The sequence below is a fragment of the Nodosilinea sp. AN01ver1 genome (assembly GCF_050565655.1).
GTDB lineage: Bacteria > Cyanobacteriota > Cyanobacteriia > Phormidesmidales > Phormidesmidaceae > Nodosilinea.
On the sequence record NZ_JBNXVS010000025.1, the window covers coordinates 1 to 21,571 of the forward strand.

The 21,571-nt window shown below is 56.9% G+C and carries 10 protein-coding genes and 2 pseudogenes; 1 reads left to right on the forward strand and 11 read right to left on the reverse strand.

Going from position 1 to position 21,571, the window contains the following annotated elements:
• Positions 1–75: 75 nt before the first annotated feature.
• The 6 genes from ACQ4N7_RS18260 to ACQ4N7_RS18285 all read right to left on the reverse strand — a co-directional run bounded on the left by ACQ4N7_RS18260 (position 76) and on the right by ACQ4N7_RS18285 (position 11,549).
• Positions 76–1,353, reverse strand: coding sequence for a tyrosine-type recombinase/integrase (locus ACQ4N7_RS18260; protein ID WP_430712926.1), 1,278 nt, complete (start codon positions 1,351–1,353; stop codon positions 76–78).
• On the reverse strand, positions 1,340–2,455 hold the full coding sequence (locus ACQ4N7_RS18265) for a tyrosine-type recombinase/integrase (RefSeq protein WP_430712927.1): 1,116 nt from the start codon (positions 2,453–2,455) through the stop codon (positions 1,340–1,342). Before ACQ4N7_RS18265 ends, ACQ4N7_RS18260 begins: the two co-directional genes overlap by 14 nt.
• 196 nt (positions 2,456–2,651) lie before the next feature.
• Positions 2,652–3,782, reverse strand: coding sequence for a DNA polymerase III subunit beta (dnaN, locus tag ACQ4N7_RS18270; protein WP_430712928.1), 1,131 nt, complete (start codon positions 3,780–3,782; stop codon positions 2,652–2,654).
• Between the two features lie 878 nt (positions 3,783–4,660).
• On the reverse strand, positions 4,661–5,185 hold the full coding sequence (locus ACQ4N7_RS18275) for a universal stress protein (protein ID WP_430712929.1): 525 nt from the start codon (positions 5,183–5,185) through the stop codon (positions 4,661–4,663).
• A 628-nt stretch (positions 5,186–5,813) separates the two neighbouring features.
• Complete coding sequence (locus ACQ4N7_RS18280; protein WP_430712930.1) at positions 5,814–7,319, reverse strand: phytoene desaturase family protein; 1,506 nt, start codon at positions 7,317–7,319, stop codon at positions 5,814–5,816.
• A gap of 42 nt (positions 7,320–7,361) precedes the next feature.
• Positions 7,362–11,549: a PAS domain S-box protein gene (locus tag ACQ4N7_RS18285; RefSeq protein ID WP_430712931.1), complete on the reverse strand. Its 4,188-nt coding sequence runs from the start codon at positions 11,547–11,549 to the stop codon at positions 7,362–7,364.
• 752 nt (positions 11,550–12,301) lie between these two features.
• Between ACQ4N7_RS18285 and ACQ4N7_RS18290 the strand changes: the two genes are divergently transcribed.
• Positions 12,302–13,828, forward strand: a complete 1,527-nt coding sequence (locus tag ACQ4N7_RS18290; protein ID WP_430712932.1) for a YifB family Mg chelatase-like AAA ATPase — start codon at positions 12,302–12,304, stop codon at positions 13,826–13,828.
• A 10-nt stretch (positions 13,829–13,838) separates the two neighbouring features.
• On the opposite strand, the gene ACQ4N7_RS18295 is transcribed toward ACQ4N7_RS18290, so the two are convergent.
• The 5 genes and pseudogenes from ACQ4N7_RS18295 to ACQ4N7_RS18315 form a co-directional block, all read right to left on the reverse strand.
• Entirely contained in the window at positions 13,839–14,210 is a 372-nt protein-coding gene (locus tag ACQ4N7_RS18295) for a response regulator (RefSeq protein WP_430712991.1), read from the reverse strand.
• Positions 14,211–14,393: 183 nt separating this feature from the next.
• Positions 14,394–16,061, reverse strand: a pseudogene (locus ACQ4N7_RS18300) (PAS domain S-box protein); the annotation flags it as partial.
• Between the two features lie 51 nt (positions 16,062–16,112).
• A pseudogene (locus ACQ4N7_RS18305) lies at positions 16,113–16,475 on the reverse strand (response regulator); the annotation flags it as partial.
• Between the two features lie 59 nt (positions 16,476–16,534).
• Positions 16,535–19,093 (reverse strand): response regulator, encoded by a 2,559-nt coding sequence (locus tag ACQ4N7_RS18310; RefSeq protein ID WP_430712933.1) that lies wholly within the window; start codon positions 19,091–19,093, stop codon positions 16,535–16,537.
• Positions 19,094–19,650: 557 nt separating this feature from the next.
• Entirely contained in the window at positions 19,651–21,402 is a 1,752-nt protein-coding gene (locus ACQ4N7_RS18315) for a cation:proton antiporter (RefSeq protein WP_430712934.1), read from the reverse strand.
• Positions 21,403–21,571 lie beyond the last annotated feature (169 nt).

Genomic DNA, 21,571 nt, shown 5'->3' on the forward strand with positions numbered 1-21,571 from the left:
TGTATCGAGATCCACCGATGGGGTAGTCATGACCTGCCGAAGTTCATGCGATTCAGGTGCCGAGGTTCATGCGATTCACCTGCCGAAGTTGGCGCGATTCAGGTGCCGAAGTTCGTGCGATTTTGCATTAAGAGTAGGATCATGAAGATGCGCGTAAACCTGAGTCATGGTTAGCGTTTCATGCCCCAAGAATCGAGAGATAACGTGTATAGGTACACCACGATTAACCATACTCGTTCCAACGCTGTGGCGGAATTGATGAGCTTGAAAGTGCCAGCGCTCCCCAGCCGCAGTGCAAATGTTATGTTTCTCGGCGAGTTGATTTAGCACGTTAGCCATGAGGGTCGGACGAGGGCGTGTGTGCACTGGGATAAACCTTCCATCAATTAATCGAAGAGGCGCTAACTTTCGTTCCTCTTTCCCCAACCAACCGCCTTTAGACCCACAAAACAGGTAGGGGTACTCTTTACCTAGCTCCTGTCGAATGTATTTTTGCTGTTCCTGAATCACCCCGACCAGTTCCTTTGAGATGGTTATAGTATGATCTTTCCGCATTTTGAATTGATGGTAAGTAAGCCACCAGTCCCCAGCGGCATCTTGAGAAATACAGTCGTACTTGAGCAGGCACAACTCGGAAATTCGCATGCCACACTCCTGTATAACCAGGAACATTCTCAAAACAGGTCCTGGCATTTCTTCAGCAAACTGGTTCAGCTTCTCCAAAACCTCTTCTGGAATATAACGAGGGTTGCGTTTTTCTCTCGGTGGTAAATCCTCCGGAAAAAGTAGGGGAATTTTAGGAAGATCAAGCCAATCATTACAAATACACTGTTCGAGAAACACCCTAATGTTATAGATAGCTGCCTGCCGCGACCGCCCAGACAGCCCTTTTTCGGATAGGAAACTAATGAAGTCAACCATCACTTTTCGATCAATTTCAGATGGCTTGATCAAGGGATAGCGTTCACTAAGGAAACTGGACAGACAATTTAGGTCACGCATACGACCATAGACAGTTCTAGGTGCCAACGTTGCCAATCCGTACTTTGAGAATTTTTTAGCTGCGGCTCTTAGCCAGGGCTGGGTAATATAGGTGAAATTAACTCTGAAGGCACTGTGTAAGAGTGAAGTTTCTTGCCCTATTGCTCCCAGGTTACGAATATCCCAAACGTCCTTCTCATACTCGGCTTCTGAAGTAACCACACGACTTAAAGGAGTGTAGTCAGCAAAAAAACGATGGTCACAAGCGCGACAAACATAACGATGACGTCGAGAATAAGCACGCCACCAGTAAGTATCGTTACTTTTGCAAGATGGACAAGGAATATCTTGATCTAAATCAGCAACACTCATGGCCTTCAATATTTTTCCGTTCTTCTTTTTTCTTTTGCCAATAATCTTGATAGGCAGCCTTCATATCGGCATCATTGAGGTGCATGTACGTATTGATGGTGGTTTGGACATCAGCATGTCCCAAACGCTTTTGGACAAAAGCGGCATTCCAGCCCTCACGAATGAGATCAGTCGCGTGGGTATGTCTGAACATGTGAGCGTGGGCTGGGATGCCTACCGTTTCGCTCAACCGGCGAAATAAGTGGTTGACAGCGTTGTATGTTAAAGGTCTGCCAATCTCACCACTCCAAATATTGACAAAAACATAATCCGAATCTAAATCTTCGGGATATTCCGTTGTGAGATATTGGGAGTAGAGGCCCATCAATTCTTGGGACACATGTATAGTGTTAGTCTCTCTAGACTTGGATCTGGCTCCATTAGCATTGTTTGAGCGAGGCACAATGTCGATTTCGTTATCCCAAGATCTAATATCTTCATGCCTGAGCCCCAGCGCTTGGCCAATACGAATGCCACTCTCAAAAAGCAAGCAGAGCAGAAATTTGTCCCGGATATTGCCACAGGCTGTAATTAGCTGCTTAACCTGCTCCTGAGTGAATGTTTGGACTCTCTGCTTTGGCTCCTTGAGCCTTAGAAGACGAGTCCTTGTTTGTTTGCCCTTTGTAATATGTTGGAGAAAAGGCTTGTAACGCCTGTTTTTAAGCACGTGAAAGCTGTAGGCATTCAAATCCTCAACGCGTCCCATTCGGTGATGATATTCATAGAAGCCATAAACAGCAGATAAAATTTTGTTGATCGTTCGCTCTGAACGCCTCGCTTCACACGTCCTCATCGAGATTGTCCCTGGTTCCGGCTCCCGTAACCAAAGAATGAAATCGGCTAGTTTTTCAAGATTAATGTCAGTCCAAGCCAAACACGCATTCTGTAAAAATTCCCAATACAGCTTCATGTGACTGGCGTAGTTGGAAACCGTATTTGGAGAACGCTCCAAGTTTTGGAGATACCGAATGTACTGCGTTATAGGCTGAACTGGCTGATAGTTGTCGTCAAGCACAACCCAACTTACTTTTCCATCGGGGAACCTAACACGCTGTGTTTTCACGGCTCAATAGTACAAATGATTCATGTAATTGTACTACATCAATTACATGACTACATGCTTGAGTAACGCATCATCGACAAGAATGATTGACGTTGTGTACTTTGAGTACATTTAGGACTAGCTATGCTCTACTATGTCCACAAGGAAGATCAATTGTCGCTTTGTTGTTGTTGTTTACATTGAATACGCTTGAATTTCAACTGCGTATCTGTACAGGCATGACCAGGTAGGTGATTTTGGTTTCGCCCAGGGGCACAAACACCGCCGGGCTGGTGGCCGCATTGCACTGCATTTGCACCTCGGTTGTATCGAACGCCTTCAGGCCGTCCAGCAGGTAGCGTACGTTAAAGGCGATATCCAGGTCATCGCCGGTGACCTGGGCGGGCAGGTCTTCGCGACCGCTGCCCACTTCCTGGGCCTCGACCGAGAGCGCAATGGATTGATCGTCAGAATTGAGGGTGATTTTGATGATGTCGTTTTTCTGGCTGGCCAGCACCGCAATCCGCTCCAGGCTCGACATCAGCAGGCGGCGATCGACGGTGACCTGGCGGGCAAACTGCTTGGGCAGCAGCTGGCGGTAGTTGGGGTATTGGCCTTCGAGCAGGCGCGTGGTGAGGCGCTGTGCCCCCAGGTCAAACAGCACCTGGGTTTCATCGAGCCGCAGGGCCACCGGCTGGTTGGAGTTGTAGCCCTGAATCATGCGCTCTAGCTCGCGCAGGGCCTTGGCGGGCACGGTGACATCCATGGCCGGGGTTTCGCTGGCGGCCTCGTCGGTGGTCTGCACGACCGAGAGGCGGTGACCATCGGTGGCGGCAAATTCCAGGGCGTCGGTTTCAGACAGCAGGTGCACTCCCGTGAGCACCTGCTTGGTTTCATCGCCGCTGGTGGCAAACAGCGAGCCGCGCAGGCCGCTGAGCAGGGCATCGGCGGAGAGGGCGATCGCCTCGCCGTCTTCTACCGTGGGCAGCGAAGGGTAGTCTTCGGCGCTGAGGCCGCGCACCTCGTAGCGACCGGAGGATGAGGTCAGCGTTACGGTCGTGCTGTCGCCGTCAGATTCTAGGGTGATGTCTTCGTTGGCCAGCCGCGAGACAATGTCGCCCCACAGCTTGGCGGGCAGGGTGAGGGTACCGGGTTCGTCGACCTGGGCACTGAAGCGGCTCTCGATGCCCAGCACTTCGTCAAAGCCAACCAGCGTGACCGACTGGCTCTCAATATCGGCCTTGACCAAAATATTGGCCAGCACAGGGCGACTGGGGCGCGACGATACGGCACGACTCACCGACGACAGTTGAGCACTCAGCTCGCTCTGGGGGCAGATAAACTTCATGGCAGCGGAGAAAGAAAACGCGGTGGACAGGGAATGCAAGCCTGGAACGCCCGTCTGTGACACCTGGCTGATTCCGTACTAGCAGTATCTCACCTTTGCAATAGATTGCCTGTAAAGCTGCTTTTTAGATGGGCTTCTCTAAGGCTGGATCCCTTACGCAGAAAGCTTTTTGGAGGATTTGAAACCAGCTACTTTTCAATTGGGTGCTCATCCTATCACCCTTCTTTGGCCCTATCAATGCCGACCCTGTTGAGTGAGGGCTGCCTTCCGGAAGAAGAAAAATTTAAAAGATAGTCGTAGTAGAAGGGGCTGTGAAAACTGGGGAAAAGCTCTGAAGCGCTCTGGCGATCGCGGTTAGGCCACTAACGCTGCTGGGGAAAAGAGGTGGGAAATAGTTGTCAAATTCCACACCTATGGAAGGAGCGACAGCGATTGACCTCCAGTGGGAGAGGTTATCCCCTTTAAAGATGTCGCTTTTCCCCGAAATTTTCTCGGTTTTCCCCAGGAAAGTTGAAGAAAAAGATCATGAATCGTTACATCGGGCTCAAGCTGCCGCTAGCTACGGATCCTAAGTGATTCTAAGGTCGCTTGTATCCCCCAATAGATAGGAGTACTGCAGCACTGCCTTTGCGGTGGGCTGGGTTTCAAAATGGGGGGTGAGCAAGACTGGGTAGACCTGTAACAAGTAGATTGCTGTGAATAAAATGACCAGACGTAGCTCTGGGTGGTGCATTCGCGAATGCACCCTACGAATTGGCCTGGACGTGCTAATAGGTTGCGGTTGCGGTTGCGGAACGAAACCCAACAAGACCCAACCTCCGCATGGGTTAGCGAAACGTAGCCCATGCGGACGAATACATAAGGTGATTTACTTGGAGCTAGGAGACTCCAGCGATCGCAGGGGCCTCAGTCTCACTGAGGGCTGCCGTTTTCATGACCAGCACAGAGCAGGGGGCGCGGTGCATAACGTGGTTGCTAACGCTGCCCAACACCAGCTCGCTCAGGCCAGAGCGGCCTCGATTGCCGATCAAAATCAGGTCGGCCCCCCACTCCTGAGCCGCTTTGCAAACGGCGGTGGCGGGGTTGCCAACCAGCTGCCGAAACTCAGCGACAACTCCGGCTGTGTTGGCGATCGCCGCCCAGTGGCGCAGCCGCTCCAGGCTTTCGGTTTCGTAGCGTATCCATTCCTGCCGCCAGGCCTCTAGATCGATCTCGGTGCCGGGTGCCCAGTAAATACTGTCGAGGGTGGCCGACATGGGTAAGGGGCTGCTGTCTTCCTGGCTGGAGAGGCTGTGCACCAGTAGTAGCTCACCGTCCGTCGCCTGGGCTAGCTCAAGGGCGTGGGTGAATAGAGCGTCGCTGCTGGGGCTGTTGTCTAGGGCAACCAAAATTTTGCGGTACATGGTTTTCTCCCAGTAACTGGAACTGTGATGCCGGGTCAGGCCTGGGGCGTGTCATCAATTCTGGCCAGAAGCCCTGCATTCCAGGCCTTGCCACGCCCGACCCAAAAAACAAGCTAGGGGCTGTAGTCCTTGATTTTCAGTCATTCAGCAGCTAATTGATGACAGCCCCTAGGGCTTGAGCGTTTGGCCTAGCATGAATGACGTGCGCTCAGGGCTGGTGGTGTTCGAGGCGCGGGGTGAGCCAGCACAGCCAGAGCACCAGCCCCAGGACACCGAGTTCGGTCGCGAGGTAGAGCGTGTCGTGGTAAGTGAATGCGAGGGATAGCATGGGTTTATCCTCCTGATGCCTGAGCACCTGTCGGGAGGGTTCTTGGCAACCGTCTCCCTTACCTCTATTGTCTTACCCAGCTCAAAACCAGGCGAAAGACCGCAACGAACCTTGATGTGCGATCGCAATTCATAACCTTCCGCCAGAGAGAATTGCAGACGGGTAGGGGACATTTATCGCTGTAGCCAACTGGGTTAGGACGTCTGTCAGACAGCGGTCAACCGTTGAAACGTTTGCAGGCTTATGGTTGTCTTCACCCCGATGATTCTGGTGTAACTCAGCGGGAAGTTGCTACGCGGGTCAAGACGTCTCAAATGCCCGCCCGTCTTCGCGGCAAATTTCATAGACCATGTTGCGACCCGAGAGCGCCACAATCGGCAGACTGCCGCCCGGCTCGGTCCACTGGCTGACCATGTAGAAGCGCTCTAGGCCCGGCAGACGTTTGGGCACGCCTTTAATCATCAAGGGCAGGGTGTCTTTGGTCAGCAGCCAGCCGCAGCTGGCCCCCTGCCAGTTGCCGGTGTAGCGCTCGTAGCTGAGCGGGGTGGCCACATCCATGCATTCAATGCTCGCCCCCAGGCCCGGATAAAACTCCTCTAGCCGCTCGATCAAAATCTTCGCCTCCTGGCTTTCTTCGGCCTGGTAGGCGGTGCGGCCATAGAGCTGCTGCCAGTAGCTGTAGGGGCTGGTCAGCATAATCATGACCACCGACTTGCCCGGTGGGGCCATTGAGGGGTCAAAACAGTAGTGCTTGACGCCAATCTCGGAGCGGTCTTGGCCTGCGATCGCGATCGGCTCCTTCAGCAAATGGGTTACCCAGTGGGGCCGGTGCGAAAAATCCATCGTCACCCCCAGCGACACTTGCAGTTGCGAATAGATCGGCAGGTGGCCATCGTAGAGCTTCTCCAGCCTGCGGTTGATATACTCCCCTCGCAGCAGCTCAAAAATAGAGCGGCGACCGTCGCAGGCCGAAATGACCCGCCTAGCCCGATAGGTTTCGTTGCTGTAGAGGCGCACCCCTACCGCCTGGTCGTCTTCCACCAGCACTCGCTCTACCTGGGCGGAGTAGTGAATTTCACCGCCCAGAGCCAGGTAGCGCTGCTCGATGGCGCGGGCAAAGTTGAGGGCTCCCCCCACGGGCGATCCGGCGTTGCCGTTATCCAGGTAGGCCAGCAGCGACAGGCCCACCATCACCGGCACATCGGGCCAGGCAAACATGTGGGGCATCGCCGATCGCAGAAATGGGTTCTTGACCTGCCCCGCCAGATCGCGCAGCGACAGCTGGCTCCACTTGCCCAGCACCCCCATAAAGGGCAGCACCTGCTTGCCCAGCCGCGCCCAGTCTGCCGCCGTCATCAGCGACTTGGGCTTTTGCTGCAGCATCGACAGGTCAAACTCTTTGAACTTGCGCACCCCCTGGCAAAAGCCCTCGATCAGCTTGGCATCTTCTGGGGCCAGCGCCAGCAGATGCTCCTGCAAGGTGTCGGGCTGGCTGTGCACCCGCAGCACCTCCCCCTGGGGGCCATAGAGCTGCATGAACTCGGTTTGGTTGGTAAACGCTAGCCCCTCAAAGGCCCCTAGCTCCTGCCACAGCGAGTAAAACGGCTGCCCCGGCCCCGTGCCAAAAACGTAGTGAATGCCGCCGTCGAAGGTGTAGCCCTGGCGCTGCCAGGCGGTGCAAAGGCCCCCCGGCTGCTCGTGGGCCTCAAAGATCTGGCTGCGGTAGCCGTTCATTTGGGCGTAGCACCCGGCAGCGAGCCCGGAGATGCCAGCGCCAATGATGATAATGTCTGCGGTAGGGGCCATAGGGAGTGCGATCGCTCAGGTCATACTATTCCCACTGCTGGCTTAGCCCAACCTGTTGACGAGGGTCATAACCCCGCGCACCAGCCGCTCCAGCTCTAGGGGTTTTGTCACCTGTATCTGAAACCCACTGGTCAGGGCTCGCTGGTGGTCTTCTTCCCTAGCATAGGCGGTCAAGGCGATCGCCGGAATTTGGCCGCCCCGTTCGGGCGGTAGGGCTCGAATTTGCTGGATCAGGCTGTGGCCATCGAGTTCTGGCATGCCAATATCGCTGACCAGCACATCAGGGCGAAACGCCTCAAGGGCGACTAACGCCTCGGTGGCCGAAGTCGCCGACCAGACTTCGGCTCCGTACAGGGTCAACACCGTGACGACCAGCTCGCGGGCATCGGGTTCATCATCCACAGCCAGCACTCGAACGCCGGTTAAATCGAGAGTTTGCCAGCCCGGTTGCTCAGGCTGCGGCACCTCCGGTTGACCATCGAGCAGCGGGAGTTGAAGGGTAAACGTTGCCCCCAGCCCTTCCCCAGGGCTATCGGCAGCGATGCTACCGCCGTGGGCTTCTACCAGAGAACGCGCGATCGCCAGCCCCAGCCCCAATCCACCAAAATTGCGGGTGGTTGATGCATCTTCCTGGCGGAATGACTCGAACAGATGGGGCAGAAAATCGGGGTTAATGCCTTTGCCAGTATCGCGCACGGTGATTTGGGCTTCGTTGCCGACCCGTTCCAGGCGAACATCGACTCGTCCATTGGGGGGGGTAAATTTGATCGCATTAGACAACAGGTTCCAGACCACTTGCTGGAGGCGTACCGAGTCACCCGAGACCTGGCCGACGTAGGGAAGAACCGGATGCAGCTGCACTGATTTAGCGGCGGCGGCGGCCCTCACGGTGTCAATCGCGGATTCAATTACAAACGTTAGATCGACGGTCGCCATCTCCATCACCAGTTTGCCGCGCAAGATTTTGGCTACGTCTAACAGGTCATCGATCAGTTGGGTTTGCAGTTTGGCGTTGCGCTCGATGGTGGCTAAGGCTTCTGCCGTTTTAGCCGCGTCAAAGGTCCGGCTTTGCAGGAGCCTGGCCCAACCCAGAATAGGGTTGAGGGGCGACCTGAGTTCATGGGAGAGCACCGCCAAAAACTCATCCTTAATGCGGTTGGCCCGTTCGGCGGCTTCCCGCGCGGCCTGTTCCTGCTGCAACAGGTGGTAGCGGTCTAGCTCCAGCTGTTTTTGCACGTCAATATCCGTTGCGGTGCCAAACCATTTGACAATTCGGCCCTGCTCATCCCGCTGCGCGATCGCCTGGTGCAGAAACCAGCGATAGGTGCCGTCCCCTCGCCGCATTCGCCCTTCGGCCTGATAGTGCCTACCCTGCTGAACGGCAGCTGTCCAACGCTGCGTCAGGGTAGGCACATCTTCTGGATGCACGACCGCCTCCCATCCCGCCGCACAGGCGGCTTCTAGGGCAAGACCTGTAAACTCCGTCCAGCGCTGATTGACATCGAGTAACCGCCCTTCGCCATCGGCTGTCCAGACGAGCTGAGGAATAGACTCGGTCAGGCAGCGATAGCGCTCTTCGCTTTGGCGGAGGGCATCTTCAGCTTGTTTGCGATCGCTCAAATCCAGCACAAAGACAACCGTTTCTTCTCGGGCCTCGCCAACCAGGCTATAGCCAATCAGCACGGGAACCCGGCTGCCATCTTTGCGAATGTACTCCTTCTCATAGGGCGTGCAGGCCCCCTGAAGGCGAGCTTCGGCAACTCCCTGCTCATCCAGGGGGAAATATTCGGGCGGGGTGATATCAACCCAGCGAAGACGGCCTGCCTGCACATCGGCCTGGGTGTAGCCGACGATTCTCAGCAGCTCATCGTTGGCGGCATTGATATTGCCGTAGATGTCGCCGTACAAAATTCCGACGACGTTGGCGTCAACAAAGCCTCGCAGTCGGGCCTCATTGGCCGCGAGTGCTGCATTCGCCTGTCTAACCTCGGTAATGTCGGTGTTGGTGCCAAACCAGCGCAACACTCGCCCCTGCTGATCACGAATGGGAACGGCCCGAGACAGAAACCAGCGATACTCTCCGTCTCTCCCCCGCAACGGAAACGTATCTTCCCAAATTTCGCCTGTGGCAAAACAGCGGCTAATTTTTTCGACGACGCGCTCTACGTGGTCGGGATGGTGCACCTGCTGCCAACCCCAGCCCTGCATGTCGTCCTGAGTGGTGCCCGTATAGTCAAACCAGCGCTGGTTGTACCAGAAAATCCAGCCGGTTTCGTTGGCCATCCAGGCGAGTTGGGCAATATTGTCTGCCAGGGTGCGAAAGCGCGACACGTTCTCTTGCAGGGCCCGTTCAGACTGGCGCAGAGCTTCTTCGGCCTGCTTGCGATCGCTAATGTCAATCACCGCCCCGATAAAGCCCTTAAATTCGCCATCGTCCCCAAAGTATGGATTCGCGGCATCGATGGCCCAGTGGTATTGACCACTGTGGTGACGCAGTCGATACTCCAACCGAAACGACTCCTGGCGCTCATTCGCCCTTAGAAAAGTCGCTCTGGCCGATGCGCTGTCGTCAGGATGAACTGCATCCAGCCAGCCAAACCCCAGGGCGGTTGCCTCTGTTTGCCCGGTAAAGTCGTACCAACGCTGGTTGAGGTCTGTGCAATATCCGCTCGGGTCAGTGACCCAAAGCTTGACGGGGGCGTTATCGGCTATGCTTCGCAGTCTGGTTTCGCTAGCTGTCAGGGCGGCTTCTACCTGTTTCCGGTGAGAAATATCCATATCCACGCCGGTCATCATCACGGGGTGTCCGGCCTCGTCGTAGAAAACCCGCCCCAGCCCCAGCGCCCAGCGCACCGTGCCATCGGGTTTGATAAAGCGAAATTCGATGTTGTACTCTTCGCGCCCGTAGAGGGCGCGCTGAAGGGCCTGCTCAACCCGAGGCAAATCGTCGGGATGCATCATGGCCCGAACGGTTTCGTAGCGCCCATCGAAGCCACCGGCAGCCATGTCAAACAGGTGCTCCAGGTTCGTAGACCAGCTCACCTCCCCGGTTTGAATGTTCCAGTCCCAGCTGCCCATGCTGGCGGCTCTCATGGCCAACTCAAGCCGCTCCTGGCTCTGCTGCAGGGCGAGGGCAGACTGCTTCTGCTGATCGATATCGGTAATGGTGCCAATCCAGCCGGTGACCTGGGCCTGGCGATCGCGGTTGGGGGTGGCCCGGCAGATGAACCAGCGATAGTCCCCCTCTCGGTGCCGAAGGCGGTACTCCATCTCAAACGATTGACCCTGGCTGACCGCGTGGCTCCACTGGCTAAGAACGCGATCGCGCTCCTGTGGATGAACCGTGCTCACCCCCGCTATCCCTAAAGACTCTGCCTCATTCAAGCCCGTGTACTCGTACCAGGCTCGATTCCAGTAGGTTACCGCCCCGGTTGAGTCAGCCGTCCAGACCATCTGGGGCATGGCTTCGGTCAGGTCGCGGTTGTACTGTTGGCTGGCTTGTAGATCGGCAACGGTCTGGCTCAGTTCTAGCTCCAGCTGTTTGCGGGCTGTGACATCCCGCCAGGAGGCCACAAAGCCGTCGTTCAGCCTGGTGGCTCGAATATCGAAGGCTCGAACCAGGCGGCGATCGCCATAGGTATCGTCGTAAACCAGCGACTCTTTAATCAGTGGCTCTCCCGTTTCGACCACCCGGCAATACTCATCAAACAGGCCAGAATCCCGATGGGCGGGCAAAACTTCGCACAGCCCTCGACCAATCTGCATCGCTTTGGGCATCTGGTTGTTTACACAGGCGGCCTCATTGAGGTAGTCGATGCAAAAATCCACAATCTGCCCCGTGTCGTTCCGCATCGCCGAAAAAATGCCAAAGCAGTCCAGCATGTTTTCCACTGAGGTGCGAAAGGTTTCCTGGCTGCGCTGTAGCTCCCGCTTCAGCTCTGCATTTTCGATCGCAGTCCGCATGGCCAAGCGCAAATCATCTGGTGTCGCCCGGCCTTTGACCAGATAGTCGACGGCCCCACTCTTAAACGCCTGCACCGCAACTTCCGTATCGCCGCCGTCGATGACAATTACAGGGGCACTCGTCTGCTCTTTTAAGTGACGTAAAAGCTGCAGGCTGCGGTTGTATGGGGAGTCCAGCTCTAAAAGAATGCCATCTAGCTGCAGAGGAGCCTGAGATAAGGTCGGTAAGAGAGTGCCGCTGTGCTCCGACAGGATGGTATAAGCCATACTCCTGTCCTGCTGAAGTTGCTGCTGATAGGTGGTATTCCCCTCTTCCGAGCCAGCAATCACTAGGACAGTTCGCTGAATTGTCATACTCTGGCCCTTAATCCTTAACTCATAGCTACAGAACATCCTCGCAACTTATCAATATGATTGATTAGGGGTGCAAATACAAGTTTTACGTTAGTAAGTGCTAAAAACGTTGTGCAGCCTGCAAAAGTAGTCTCAATCTGCAACGTTTTGGCTAGCCGTACAGCAGAAATATTTGCATGCCGACAAGGCAGCGACCCTGATTTTAGGCTTTAGAAGCTTTATTCACTGACGGCTTGGCCTTGGGCACTAGAACCTAATCGGCTTGGCTGCCCCAGTCATACTCCAAATCAGGGAGTAGTGAACCAGAAAATTTGGTCCACGCCATAGGGCACTTTGGGTTAGCATGGCTCGGCCATAAATTGCTTAAAGTAGTTAACCCGGTATCCGGTCACAAATTCGCTAAATAAGACCTTGATTATTCAGAAAAGTCTTAGGATAACGCTCAGTCCCTATGGCATTGAACAGGATGTTTGCTGGATAAATCTGAGGGTTCTGGAAAGTTTTAAGGCAGATCCAGTCATAGATCCGGCAATAGGGGTGCTTATCCGTTCAGGGTGTGGGTAAAACTCTGGTTTCAGTCACTCTGCACTCCCTTGCCGATCGCGCCCTTTTCCCTGGGCACCCTAAACCCTAGAGTCAGGGGCCATCTCAGGAATTAACAAAGCATGCTGGCAAGGGTTTGGAGCGCGGCGCTAGTGGGCATCGATGCCCTCAAAGTGGGGGTCGAGGTCGATATTTCTGGTGGTCTGCCCGGAGTAGTGGTCGTGGGCCTGCCCGATACCGCCGTGCAGGAGTCTCGCGAGCGGGTCAAAGCGGCGCTAAAGAATGCGGGCTTCCCCTTCCCCATGCGCAAGGTGGTAATCAACCTCACCCCCGCCGACCTGCGCAAAGAAGGCCCCATTTTTGATTTACCGATTAGCGTGGGCATTCTCGCCGCTGCCGAGCAGGTAAACACCGATGCCCTCAACGACCTGCTGTTTTTGGGTGAAGTCTCGTTAGACGGCAGCCTGCGGGCAGTGGCCGGGGTGCTGCCGATCGCCGCCGCTGCCCAAAAACTCGGCATTCGCGGCCTGGTGGTGCCCGCCGACAACGGGCGCGAGGCGGCGGTGGTGCCGGGGCTGACCGTCTACAGCTTCAATCACCTATCGGAGGTGGCCGACTTTCTCAACCATCCCTCCGGCCATACCCCCGTGGCGGTCGATACCACCCTGGCCATGAACGCCGCCCCCAACGCGCTGGATCTGCGCGATGTGAAAGGCCAGGCCCAGGCTCGGCGAGCGCTAGAGATTGCGGCGGCGGGCGGGCACAACCTTATTTTCGTAGGGCCGCCCGGCAGCGGCAAAACCATGCTGGCTCGGCGGTTGCCCTCCATTTTGCCGCCGCTTCAGTTTGAAGAAGCCCTGGATGTAACGCAGATTCACTCCGTCGCCGGACTGCTGAAGGAAAAGGGCACGCTGGTCAATACCCGCCCCTTTCGCAGCCCGCACCACTCGGCCTCAGGGCCATCGCTGGTGGGCGGCGGCAGCTACCCCAAGCCAGGGGAAATTTCGCTGGCTCACAGGGGGATCCTTTTCCTGGACGAATTAACGGAATTTAAGCGGGACGTGCTGGAGTACCTGCGCCAGCCCCTTGAAGATGGCTACGTCACCATTACTCGCACCCGGCAGTCGGTCGTGTTCCCTGCCCAGTTTACGCTGATTGCCAGCACCAACCCCTGCCCCTGCGGCTTCTACGGCGACTCGGTGCAGCCCTGCACCTGTAGCCCCCGCAGCCGCGAAAACTACTGGTCGCGCCTCTCTGGCCCCTTGATGGATCGAATCGATTTGCAGGTGGTGGTCAGCCGCATCAAACCCGAAGAGATGACCCAGCACCAGCCGGGGGAGGCCTCGGAACCCGTGCGCGATCGCGTCCAGGCGGCCCGGCAGCGGGCCCGCGATCGCTTCCAAGCCGAGCCGGGGTTGCAGTGCAACGCCGACATGCAGAGCCGCCACCTCAAGCACTGGTGCCCGCTCGACGACTCCAGCAAAACCCTGCTGGAAGGGGCGGTGCGCAAGCTGGGGCTGTCGGCCCGCGCCATGGATCGCATTCTCAAAGTGGGCCGCACGATCGCTGACCTGGATGGGGCCGAGGATTTGCAAGCTCACCACATCGCCGAGGCGATTCAGTACCGCACCATCGATCGCATGCAGTAGCGCGGGGCCTTTAGCCCCTGGTCTTGTCCAACAGCGCCGTCATCTTGTTGAGCAGGCGGGGCAGCTCAATGGGTTTGGTGTCGTACTCATCGCAGCCAATGGCGAGGGCTTTTTCGCGATCGCCTGCCATGGCGTGGGCGGTCAGCGCTATTACTGGAATGTGAGCGGTTTGGGCGTTGGCCTTGAGCTGTTGAGTCGCTTCCCAGCCGTCCATTACCGGCAGGCTCATATCCATCAGCACAATGTCGGGCCGGTAGGTGGTGGCCATAGTGACCCCTTCTAAGCCATCGACAGCCATCAGCACGTCGTAGTTGAGCCGCAGCAGACGGCGCGAAAGCATATCGCGGTTCATTTCGTTGTCTTCGACCAGCAGCACCTTGATGGGGGCGGTGGGTTCTGGGGCGGGCGGGGCGCTAAACTCGGCCTCGTCCAGGCGCAGGCTTTCGGCTTCGGCCTTAAGCTGCTGAAAATAGTCGCTTTGAGTAATCGCCGCGACTTCTTGCGCCCGCTTGGCGTGGTCAATTTCAATCTTGAGCTCGTCAACCTGGCGCTTGAGGGCTTCTTCGGCCAGCTTGCGCTTGGTCACATCTTCGACAATGCCTTCGTAGTAGAGCAGCTCGCCGTTGGCGTTACGCACCGCCCGTACGCTTTCTGACAGCCACATAATGTCGCCATCTTTGCGGTAGGCCTGGTACTCGTAGCCGGTAATTTCGCCGTTAGCATCTACCTGCTGCATGAGCTGCTGGCGACGTTCGGCATCGACATAGATCTGGCTGCTGATTTCGGTGACGGCGGCCATCATAGCCTCGGGCGAGTCGTAGCCGTGGATGCGCGCCATAGCGGGGTTGACGCTGAGAAAATGGCCCGAGGGCGTCGATTGAAAAATGCCTTCCAGGGCGTTCTCAAAAATGCTGCGGTACTTTTCTTCGGTCAGCCGCAGCGTGTCTTCGGCCTGCTTGCGGGCGGTGATGTCGGCCATAGCGCTGAGCACCGTCGCTTCGCCGTTAAAGGTCAGGGGCTGAAACGAGGCCGTCACCCAAAAGGGGCTGCCATCGGCCCGTTTGCCCTGCAGTTCGTAGTGCTGAATGGACTTGCCCTCGGTCAGCGGCCCAATCAGGGTTTGGTGCTCGGCCCGATCAAAGTAAAAGTCTGCGATGGAACGATGCAGCAGCTCTTGGTCGGTATGGCCAAAGGTTTTGCTGGCCGTGGCGTTGGCGTAGAGAATCAGACCGTCGGACAGCCGCCAAATCAGCACGGGGACCGGGGTGGCTTCCGCAATGAGCTGCTGAGCCAGATACATGACCCGCTGGTCGCGGAGCCGCTTTTTCTCCAGGTAGGCGGTAATTTTGGCCCGCAGCAGTACTGGCTTAAAAGGCTTGGAGAGGTAGTCTTCGGCCCCCATTTCGATGCAGCGCACCACGTTGTCAATCTCATCGAGGGACGAAATCATGATCACCGGAATCGCGTGCAGCGTAGGGTGCTGCTTGAGGTGACCGAGCACCTCGTAGCCGTTCATCTCGGGCATAATCAAGTCGAGCAAAATCAGATCGTAGGGGCTGCTTTGCAGCATCTCTAGGGCCTGACGGCCATTGGCGGCAACCGCGACGGTGTAGCCCTGGTGCTCAAGCTGACGCGACAGCAGATCGCGGTTGGTTTCGTTGTCATCGACGATGAGAATAGTGCCCCCCTGGAGGCTCAGCTCGTCGACAGAGCTGTGGTTGAGCGCCCGAATAGTGGTTTCGGCTGCTCGAAAGAGGCTGGATGCCGTGGTGTCGTCGAGCCGTAAATCGGCGGCCTCTGGTCCGCTGGTGTCAATCAGCTGCAGCTGCTGCCGCGACAGGTTGACGATGTCGTTGACCATGCCCAGCAGCCGTTGAGCGGCTTTGTGGATGCGATCGAGGTCGGGCACGATCTCGGGAGAGGCTTCTTCGAGCAGCATTTCGCAGTAGCCAATCACGGTGCTGAGGGGGGTCAGCATCTCGAGCCGAATGGTGGCCCCAAAGGAGTTGATGTCGCGGGGAGACTGGCCCACCTCCAGCTGAGTGGGGTCGAGAATGACATTGGCCAGCGCCAGGAGCTGGGTGCCGCAGGTGTAGATTTTTTGGAGATCGTCTCCCAGCGACGCGTCGGTCTGCCCCTTGATCTGGTCGAGCAGCATTTCGCTGTAGCCAATGATGGCATTCATGGGGGTGCACAGCTCGTGGCGCAGATGGCTGAGCAGCGCCCGCTGCACTCGGCTGTTCTGCGGCAGGCTGTCAGCATCCTGGGGCTGGGGGGGCTGGGCGCTGGCCAGCAGGTGCTCAATTTTTTCGAGCAGCTGGGGTAGGTCAACGGGTTTGGTGTCGTACTCGTCGCAGCCCGCCGCAAAGGCCTGGTCGCGATCGCTCTGCATAGCGTGGGCAGTAAGGGCAATGATGGGAATGTGCTGCGTGCGCGGGTTGGCCTTGATTTGCCGGGTCGCTTCGTAGCCGTCGATCACCGGCAGGTCAATGTCCATCAGCACCAGGTCGGGGCGTTCTGAGAGGGCTTTAGAAACGCCATCGGCCCCGTCGATCGCGATCGCTACCTCGTAACCTTTGCGCAGCAGGCGACGAGACAGCATGTCTCGATTGACCTCGTTATCTTCAACTAGCAGCAGTTTGGGCATGGGGGCAGCAACGATTACAAGATTGCATGGGCATGGCCAGGGGCCGTCAGGCAGGGGCCCTAGGGTGTGGCACGACCGTGCCGCGACACTGCTGCCGAGGCCAGCTCGCTAATTTCGCTGAGCAAGGCCTGGCGATCAAAGGAACCCTTTTGGTAAATGCGCTCAATCTGGCCGTCGAGGCGACGGCGATCGTCGGGGGTGAGGTCTTTGGCGGTGAGCACCAGCACCGGAATGTCGCGCCACTGGGGCTGGCGACGCAGCTCGTCGAGAAACTCAAAGCCATCCATCTCGGGCATCATGAGATCGAGCAAAATAATCCCCGGTGTCTGGGTCTGCATTAGATCCAGGGCAGCGCGACCGTTTTCGGCTTCTAGCACCTGCCAACCCGCTTTGGTCAGCTGGCGACGCATCATTTCCCGGTTTTCGGTGTTGTCTTCGACCACCATGACCGAGGTCAGGCCAGTTGCGGCGCTGTACTTGTGCAGCAGCTCGGTAAGGCGATCGTAGTCGATCGGCTTGAGCAGGTAGTCAGAGGCCCCCAGGGCGTAGCCCAGATTTTTGTCGTCAACCATGGTCACCATGACGACCGGAATGGCGGCCAACTCGGGGTCGGCCTTGAGTTCGGTCAGCACTGTCCAGCCGTCGATGCTGGGCATCATGACGTCAAGCACAATCACGTCGGGGCGGTGGCTGCGAGCCAGCTGCAACCCGTCTAGGCCGCTGCCTGCCCCCAAAACGTTGAAGCCCTCGCGGGTTAAAAAGCGCTGCATCAGGTCTTGCACCGAGGGATCGTCGTCAATCACCAGAACGGTGCTGGCAGTCGGAATGTGCTCGGAGGGTGCGATCGCGCTAGTCTCGGCGATCGCACCCTGAACCGCTTCTGTTTTCCCCTCAAGCCTGAGATCGGGCACTCGCTCGGGCAGCTGAAGGCTAAACGTGGTGCCCTGGCCGGCGGCGCTGGTCACGCTGATCTCCCCGCCCATCATCTCGCAGAACTTTTTGGTGATCACCAGCCCCAGCCCCGTGCCCCCGTACTTGCGGGTGGTAGACGAATCGGCCTGGGTAAACGACTGAAACAGCTTGGCCTGCTGCTCTGGGGTCATGCCAATGCCGGTGTCAGCCACGCGAAAGGCGATCGCAGTCTCCGCCTTAGCCTCTGGCCCAGCATTCACCGGCTCTACGGTGAGGGTAATGGTGCCGTCTTCGGTAAACTTGCTGGCGTTGCTGAGCAGGTTAAACAGGCACTGGCGCAGCTTGGTGATGTCGGCGTGCATGGTGTCGATGCCATCGGCGCATTGCACCACCAGAGTATTGCGGTTTTTGTCGATTAGCGGGCGAATGGTGTCGGCAATTTCGGCCACCATTGGGACAATGTCAAAGGTTTCTAAATACAGCTCCATCTTGCCCGACTCGACTTTAGAGAGGTCAAGAATGTTGTTGATCAGCCCCAGCAGGTGACGACCGGCCCCGTGAATTTTTTGCACGTCCGAGATCAGCGCACTCTCGCCCAAATCGGTCAGCTCTTCCTTCAGCATTTCGCTGTAGCCGATGATGGCATTCAGAGGTGTGCGCAGCTCGTGGCTCATATTGGCCAAAAACTGGCTCTTGGTTTGGTTCGCCGCCTCGGCCTCGGCCCTGGCTCGCTCAGCCGCTTCGGTGGTTTCAGCCAGCTGCGCGGTGCGTTCTTCCACCGCCTGGCTCAGGTTTTGCTCGCGGGCGGCGACCTCGTGGGCCATCACCTGAAAGGCCCGCGCCAGCTGCCCGGGTTCGTCGGCCCGTTGGGCTACCGCAGTCATGGGCGCAGCATCAAACTCGCTGACCTGTTCGGCGGTCATGGTGCCCGAGCTGACCCGCCGTGCGATCGCCGTCAGCTGATTAATGGGCTGAATGACCGTGCGCTTGAGCAGCCCATTGAGCAATAATCCCAGGGCCGCAAAGATGGTGGCAAAGATACCCATAACCAGAAACAAATACTGGCGACCCTGGTTAAACACCGCGTTTGCGGGCACATAAATAGTTTGGGCGGCAACGATTTCATTCATCTGCCAGCCAAACCCACCTCGGTTGCCAAAACTGGCCAGCTGGCTTTTTGGCGCGGCTGCCGGAGTGCTGTGGCATTCGAGGCAGCTCGCCTTTGTAATGGCCAGTGGTCGGGCAATATAAAACAGATTTTCGTCGTCGCGGGCGCGATATCCTGACAGCTTGGTCAGCTCAGGCTGGGCTCTAAACTGCTCAACCAGGCCCGTTTCAAATTCATCGGCCTGGTCGCGGGGGTTGGTGGGGTTGAGGGTCGCTTCTTTATAGAAAAAGCTCTGGTAGTCGGGGTGGCTGCGAAACTGTTCAAACACCTCGGTGGCAGCGTAGGCTGGCACCGTTTCGCTGATAAATTCTGGACTGGTGGCTAGCTGATCGGCCAGCAGCGGGCGAATGTTGTCGCTGGTATAGGTTCTGACCGAGTTCATGGTCTGGGTCAACATTTCGGCCTTGGCTGTCACTTCTCCCTCGGCCTTGCGCTGCATAGCGGCCGATAGAGTGAGGCCGCTAATCACAACTCCCGCTAGAAATACTAGGGTGAGCAGTAGGGTAAATTTGGTGCCTAACCTCAATTTCCTAATCATGGGAAGCTGCGCTAAAGAAGAAACAGTGGAACGAAGCAAGCCTGTCGCCCAATACCGCATCACAGTCTCCAGCCCACCCCTGCACCAGGACGGTGTGGAAAAACACCTTACGCAGCCTGCATAAAACACAAAACTAAAAGGCTATTCTTAAGTATTACTTAAGATGTTTTTCAACAAGGTTGAGGCATGGACTAACTGAACTGTAATTCTTTCGATAAAGAAAGTTTAACTGCGTCTTTAGATCTACAGTGGAAAACCCATCGATTTAGATATTAGTCTTGGGAACCTTGGAAAAAGAGTATCTTGAATCACAGAATTTTGTTTTTATCAGTAGTATTCAAAGGCATTTTCTCTAGAATTAAATATTAATTATAGAGAACTACCTATAGGAACTTTGCCCTGCATCAAATCAACTCGTATGCGCCCAAAAAGCAACGGGCACAGCTTTTGACCAATATTTTGAGCGGTAGTCTGCCCCTGGCCAAAGAATAGCTGTACCAGCAATGTATTGAGATTCACCGCTCAGAATTGGTGCTGTGCCTAATGATCAGGCCTGGTCATCCTTTGCCGACCTGGGCCACCGGGCGTATGCTGCGGTAGCGATCTTGGCGAATCCAGTCGAGCACCGACTGGATCTCCAGGTTTTTTTCGCCCAGGGTGTTGAGCAGGTGTGAGCCCAGCTCCAGGGCGGCCTCAAACTCGGGCTGCACCACTTCTCTGGCCCCCAGCTGAGTGAGCACGTCGATTTCTTCGTTGTTGTGCGATCGCGCAATAATATCCAGGTCGGGGGCTTTGGCCAGGGCCCGCTGCAAGAGCAGACGAGTTGTGGTCGGGTCGGGCAGGGTGATGGCCAGGGCCTTGGCGGTTTCCAGGCAGGTTTTTTCGAGCACCAGTTCGCTGTCGGCATCGCCGTAGACGTAGGGAATTTGCACCAGGGGTGCGTGGCGGTTGCGCAGCCGCTGAATGGCCGTTTCGCTGTTCTCGATCACCAGGACTGGGTAGCCGCGGCTGAGTAAGACGTTGACCAGCACTTCGCCCACGCGGCCATAGCCTGCCACAATCACGTGGTCGCGAATGTCGACTGGAACTGACAGCAGTCTGGGTTCCTCATTGCGGTTGAGGTAGTCTTTGAGCACGGGCAGCGCGTGGAGCCAGTCAGACACCTTGGGGGCCAGGTTGATCCACAGGGGGGTGAGCATGAGCGAAATGGCGATCGTGCCCAGCAGCAGCGAGTAGCGCTGCTCGGTAATCAGCCCCAGCTCCAGCCCCATCAGCGCCAGCACGAAGGAAAATTCGCCGATTTGGTTGAGCCCAAAGCTGGCTTTGACCGCTGTTTTGAGCGAATAGCCAAACCCCAGCACAATGGGCAAAATAATCAGCGCCTTGCCCACCATGATCAGCGCCACCAGCTCTAGAATGCGGCCCAGGTCGTCAATGATTAAATTGGGGTCGATCAGCATGCCGATGGAGGCAAAAAACAGGCAGGCAAAGGTGTCGCGCAGGGGCAAAATTTTGCCCAGGGCCTGGTCGGCGTAGTCGATTTCAGAGATCATCAACCCGGCAACAAAGGCCCCCATCGCGATCGAGAGGCCCAAAATAGACGTCACCCAGGCAATGCCCAGGCACAGGGCCACCACGGTGAGCAAAAATAGCTCGCTGCTCTCGGTGGCGGCAATGTGCTGAATCAGCTGGGGCACGACCCAGCGGCCCAGGGCGATCGCCCCCGCTAAAAATAGGCCAAACTTGAGCGCCGCGATCGCCAGGGCTGGTCCCAGGGCATCGGGCTGGTTGAGCACCGGCAGCACCGCCAGTATCAGGCCCAGGGCAATGTCCTGGGCAATCAGCAGGCCCAGCATGACCTGACCGTGTACCGTGGCCGTTTCGCCGCGATCGGTGAGGGTTTTGAGCACCACCGCCGTCGATGACAGCGACAGCACCAGGCCCAGAAAAATGCCCTGGAGCGGCGAGTTGGCCGTGCCCGAGAGCAGCGACACCGAGCACACCAGCAGCGTCGTGAGCCCAATTTGCAGCAGACTGCCCCGCAGCGCGATCGCCCGCACCCGCTTCAGCTCCGACAGCGAAAACTCAACCCCCAGGGCGAACAGCAAAAAGGCAATGCCCACCTCCGCCAGCGCCTGAATTTGCTCTACATCGGTCTGTAGCCCCAGCCCAAAGGGTCCAATGATCAATCCGGTAATCAGATAGCCCAGCAGTGCCGGCTGTTTGAGGCGGTGGGCAATGTAGCCACCAATGGCAGAGCATCCCAGGGCCAGGGTGAGATCGAGGACAAAGTTGGGTTCAGCGGTCATACGAGGGCACGATAGGGCAGGAAAAACAGGGTTTACAAAGCCCCCTGCACCAGTAGACACAGGGGGCTGAAAGCAGACGGGAAAAGCTGCCGGGTCGCAAGGGCACTGCGTTACCCGACTTAACCAGCCAGCCGAAAGAAGGAGCAAAAGGCTCAGCTTCTATTGTCAC

What these genes read in the sequence shown, in the direction of transcription:
- ACQ4N7_RS18260 (WP_430712926.1), bottom strand. Translation starts at nt 1,353, where the DNA reads ATGAGTGTTGCTGATTTAGATCAAGATATTCCTTGTCCATCTTGCAAA.
- dnaN (WP_430712928.1), bottom strand. Translation starts at nt 3,782, where the DNA reads ATGAAGTTTATCTGCCCCCAGAGCGAGCTGAGTGCTCAACTGTCGTCG.
- ACQ4N7_RS18275 (WP_430712929.1), bottom strand. Translation starts at nt 5,185, where the DNA reads ATGTACCGCAAAATTTTGGTTGCCCTAGACAACAGCCCCAGCAGCGAC.
- ACQ4N7_RS18280 (WP_430712930.1), bottom strand. Translation starts at nt 7,319, where the DNA reads ATGGCCCCTACCGCAGACATTATCATCATTGGCGCTGGCATCTCCGGG.
- ACQ4N7_RS18285 (WP_430712931.1), bottom strand. Translation starts at nt 11,549, where the DNA reads ATGGCTTATACCATCCTGTCGGAGCACAGCGGCACTCTCTTACCGACC.
- ACQ4N7_RS18290 (WP_430712932.1), top strand. Translation starts at nt 12,302, where the DNA reads ATGCTGGCAAGGGTTTGGAGCGCGGCGCTAGTGGGCATCGATGCCCTC.
- ACQ4N7_RS18310 (WP_430712933.1), bottom strand. Translation starts at nt 19,093, where the DNA reads ATGATTAGGAAATTGAGGTTAGGCACCAAATTTACCCTACTGCTCACC.
- ACQ4N7_RS18315 (WP_430712934.1), bottom strand. Translation starts at nt 21,402, where the DNA reads ATGACCGCTGAACCCAACTTTGTCCTCGATCTCACCCTGGCCCTGGGA.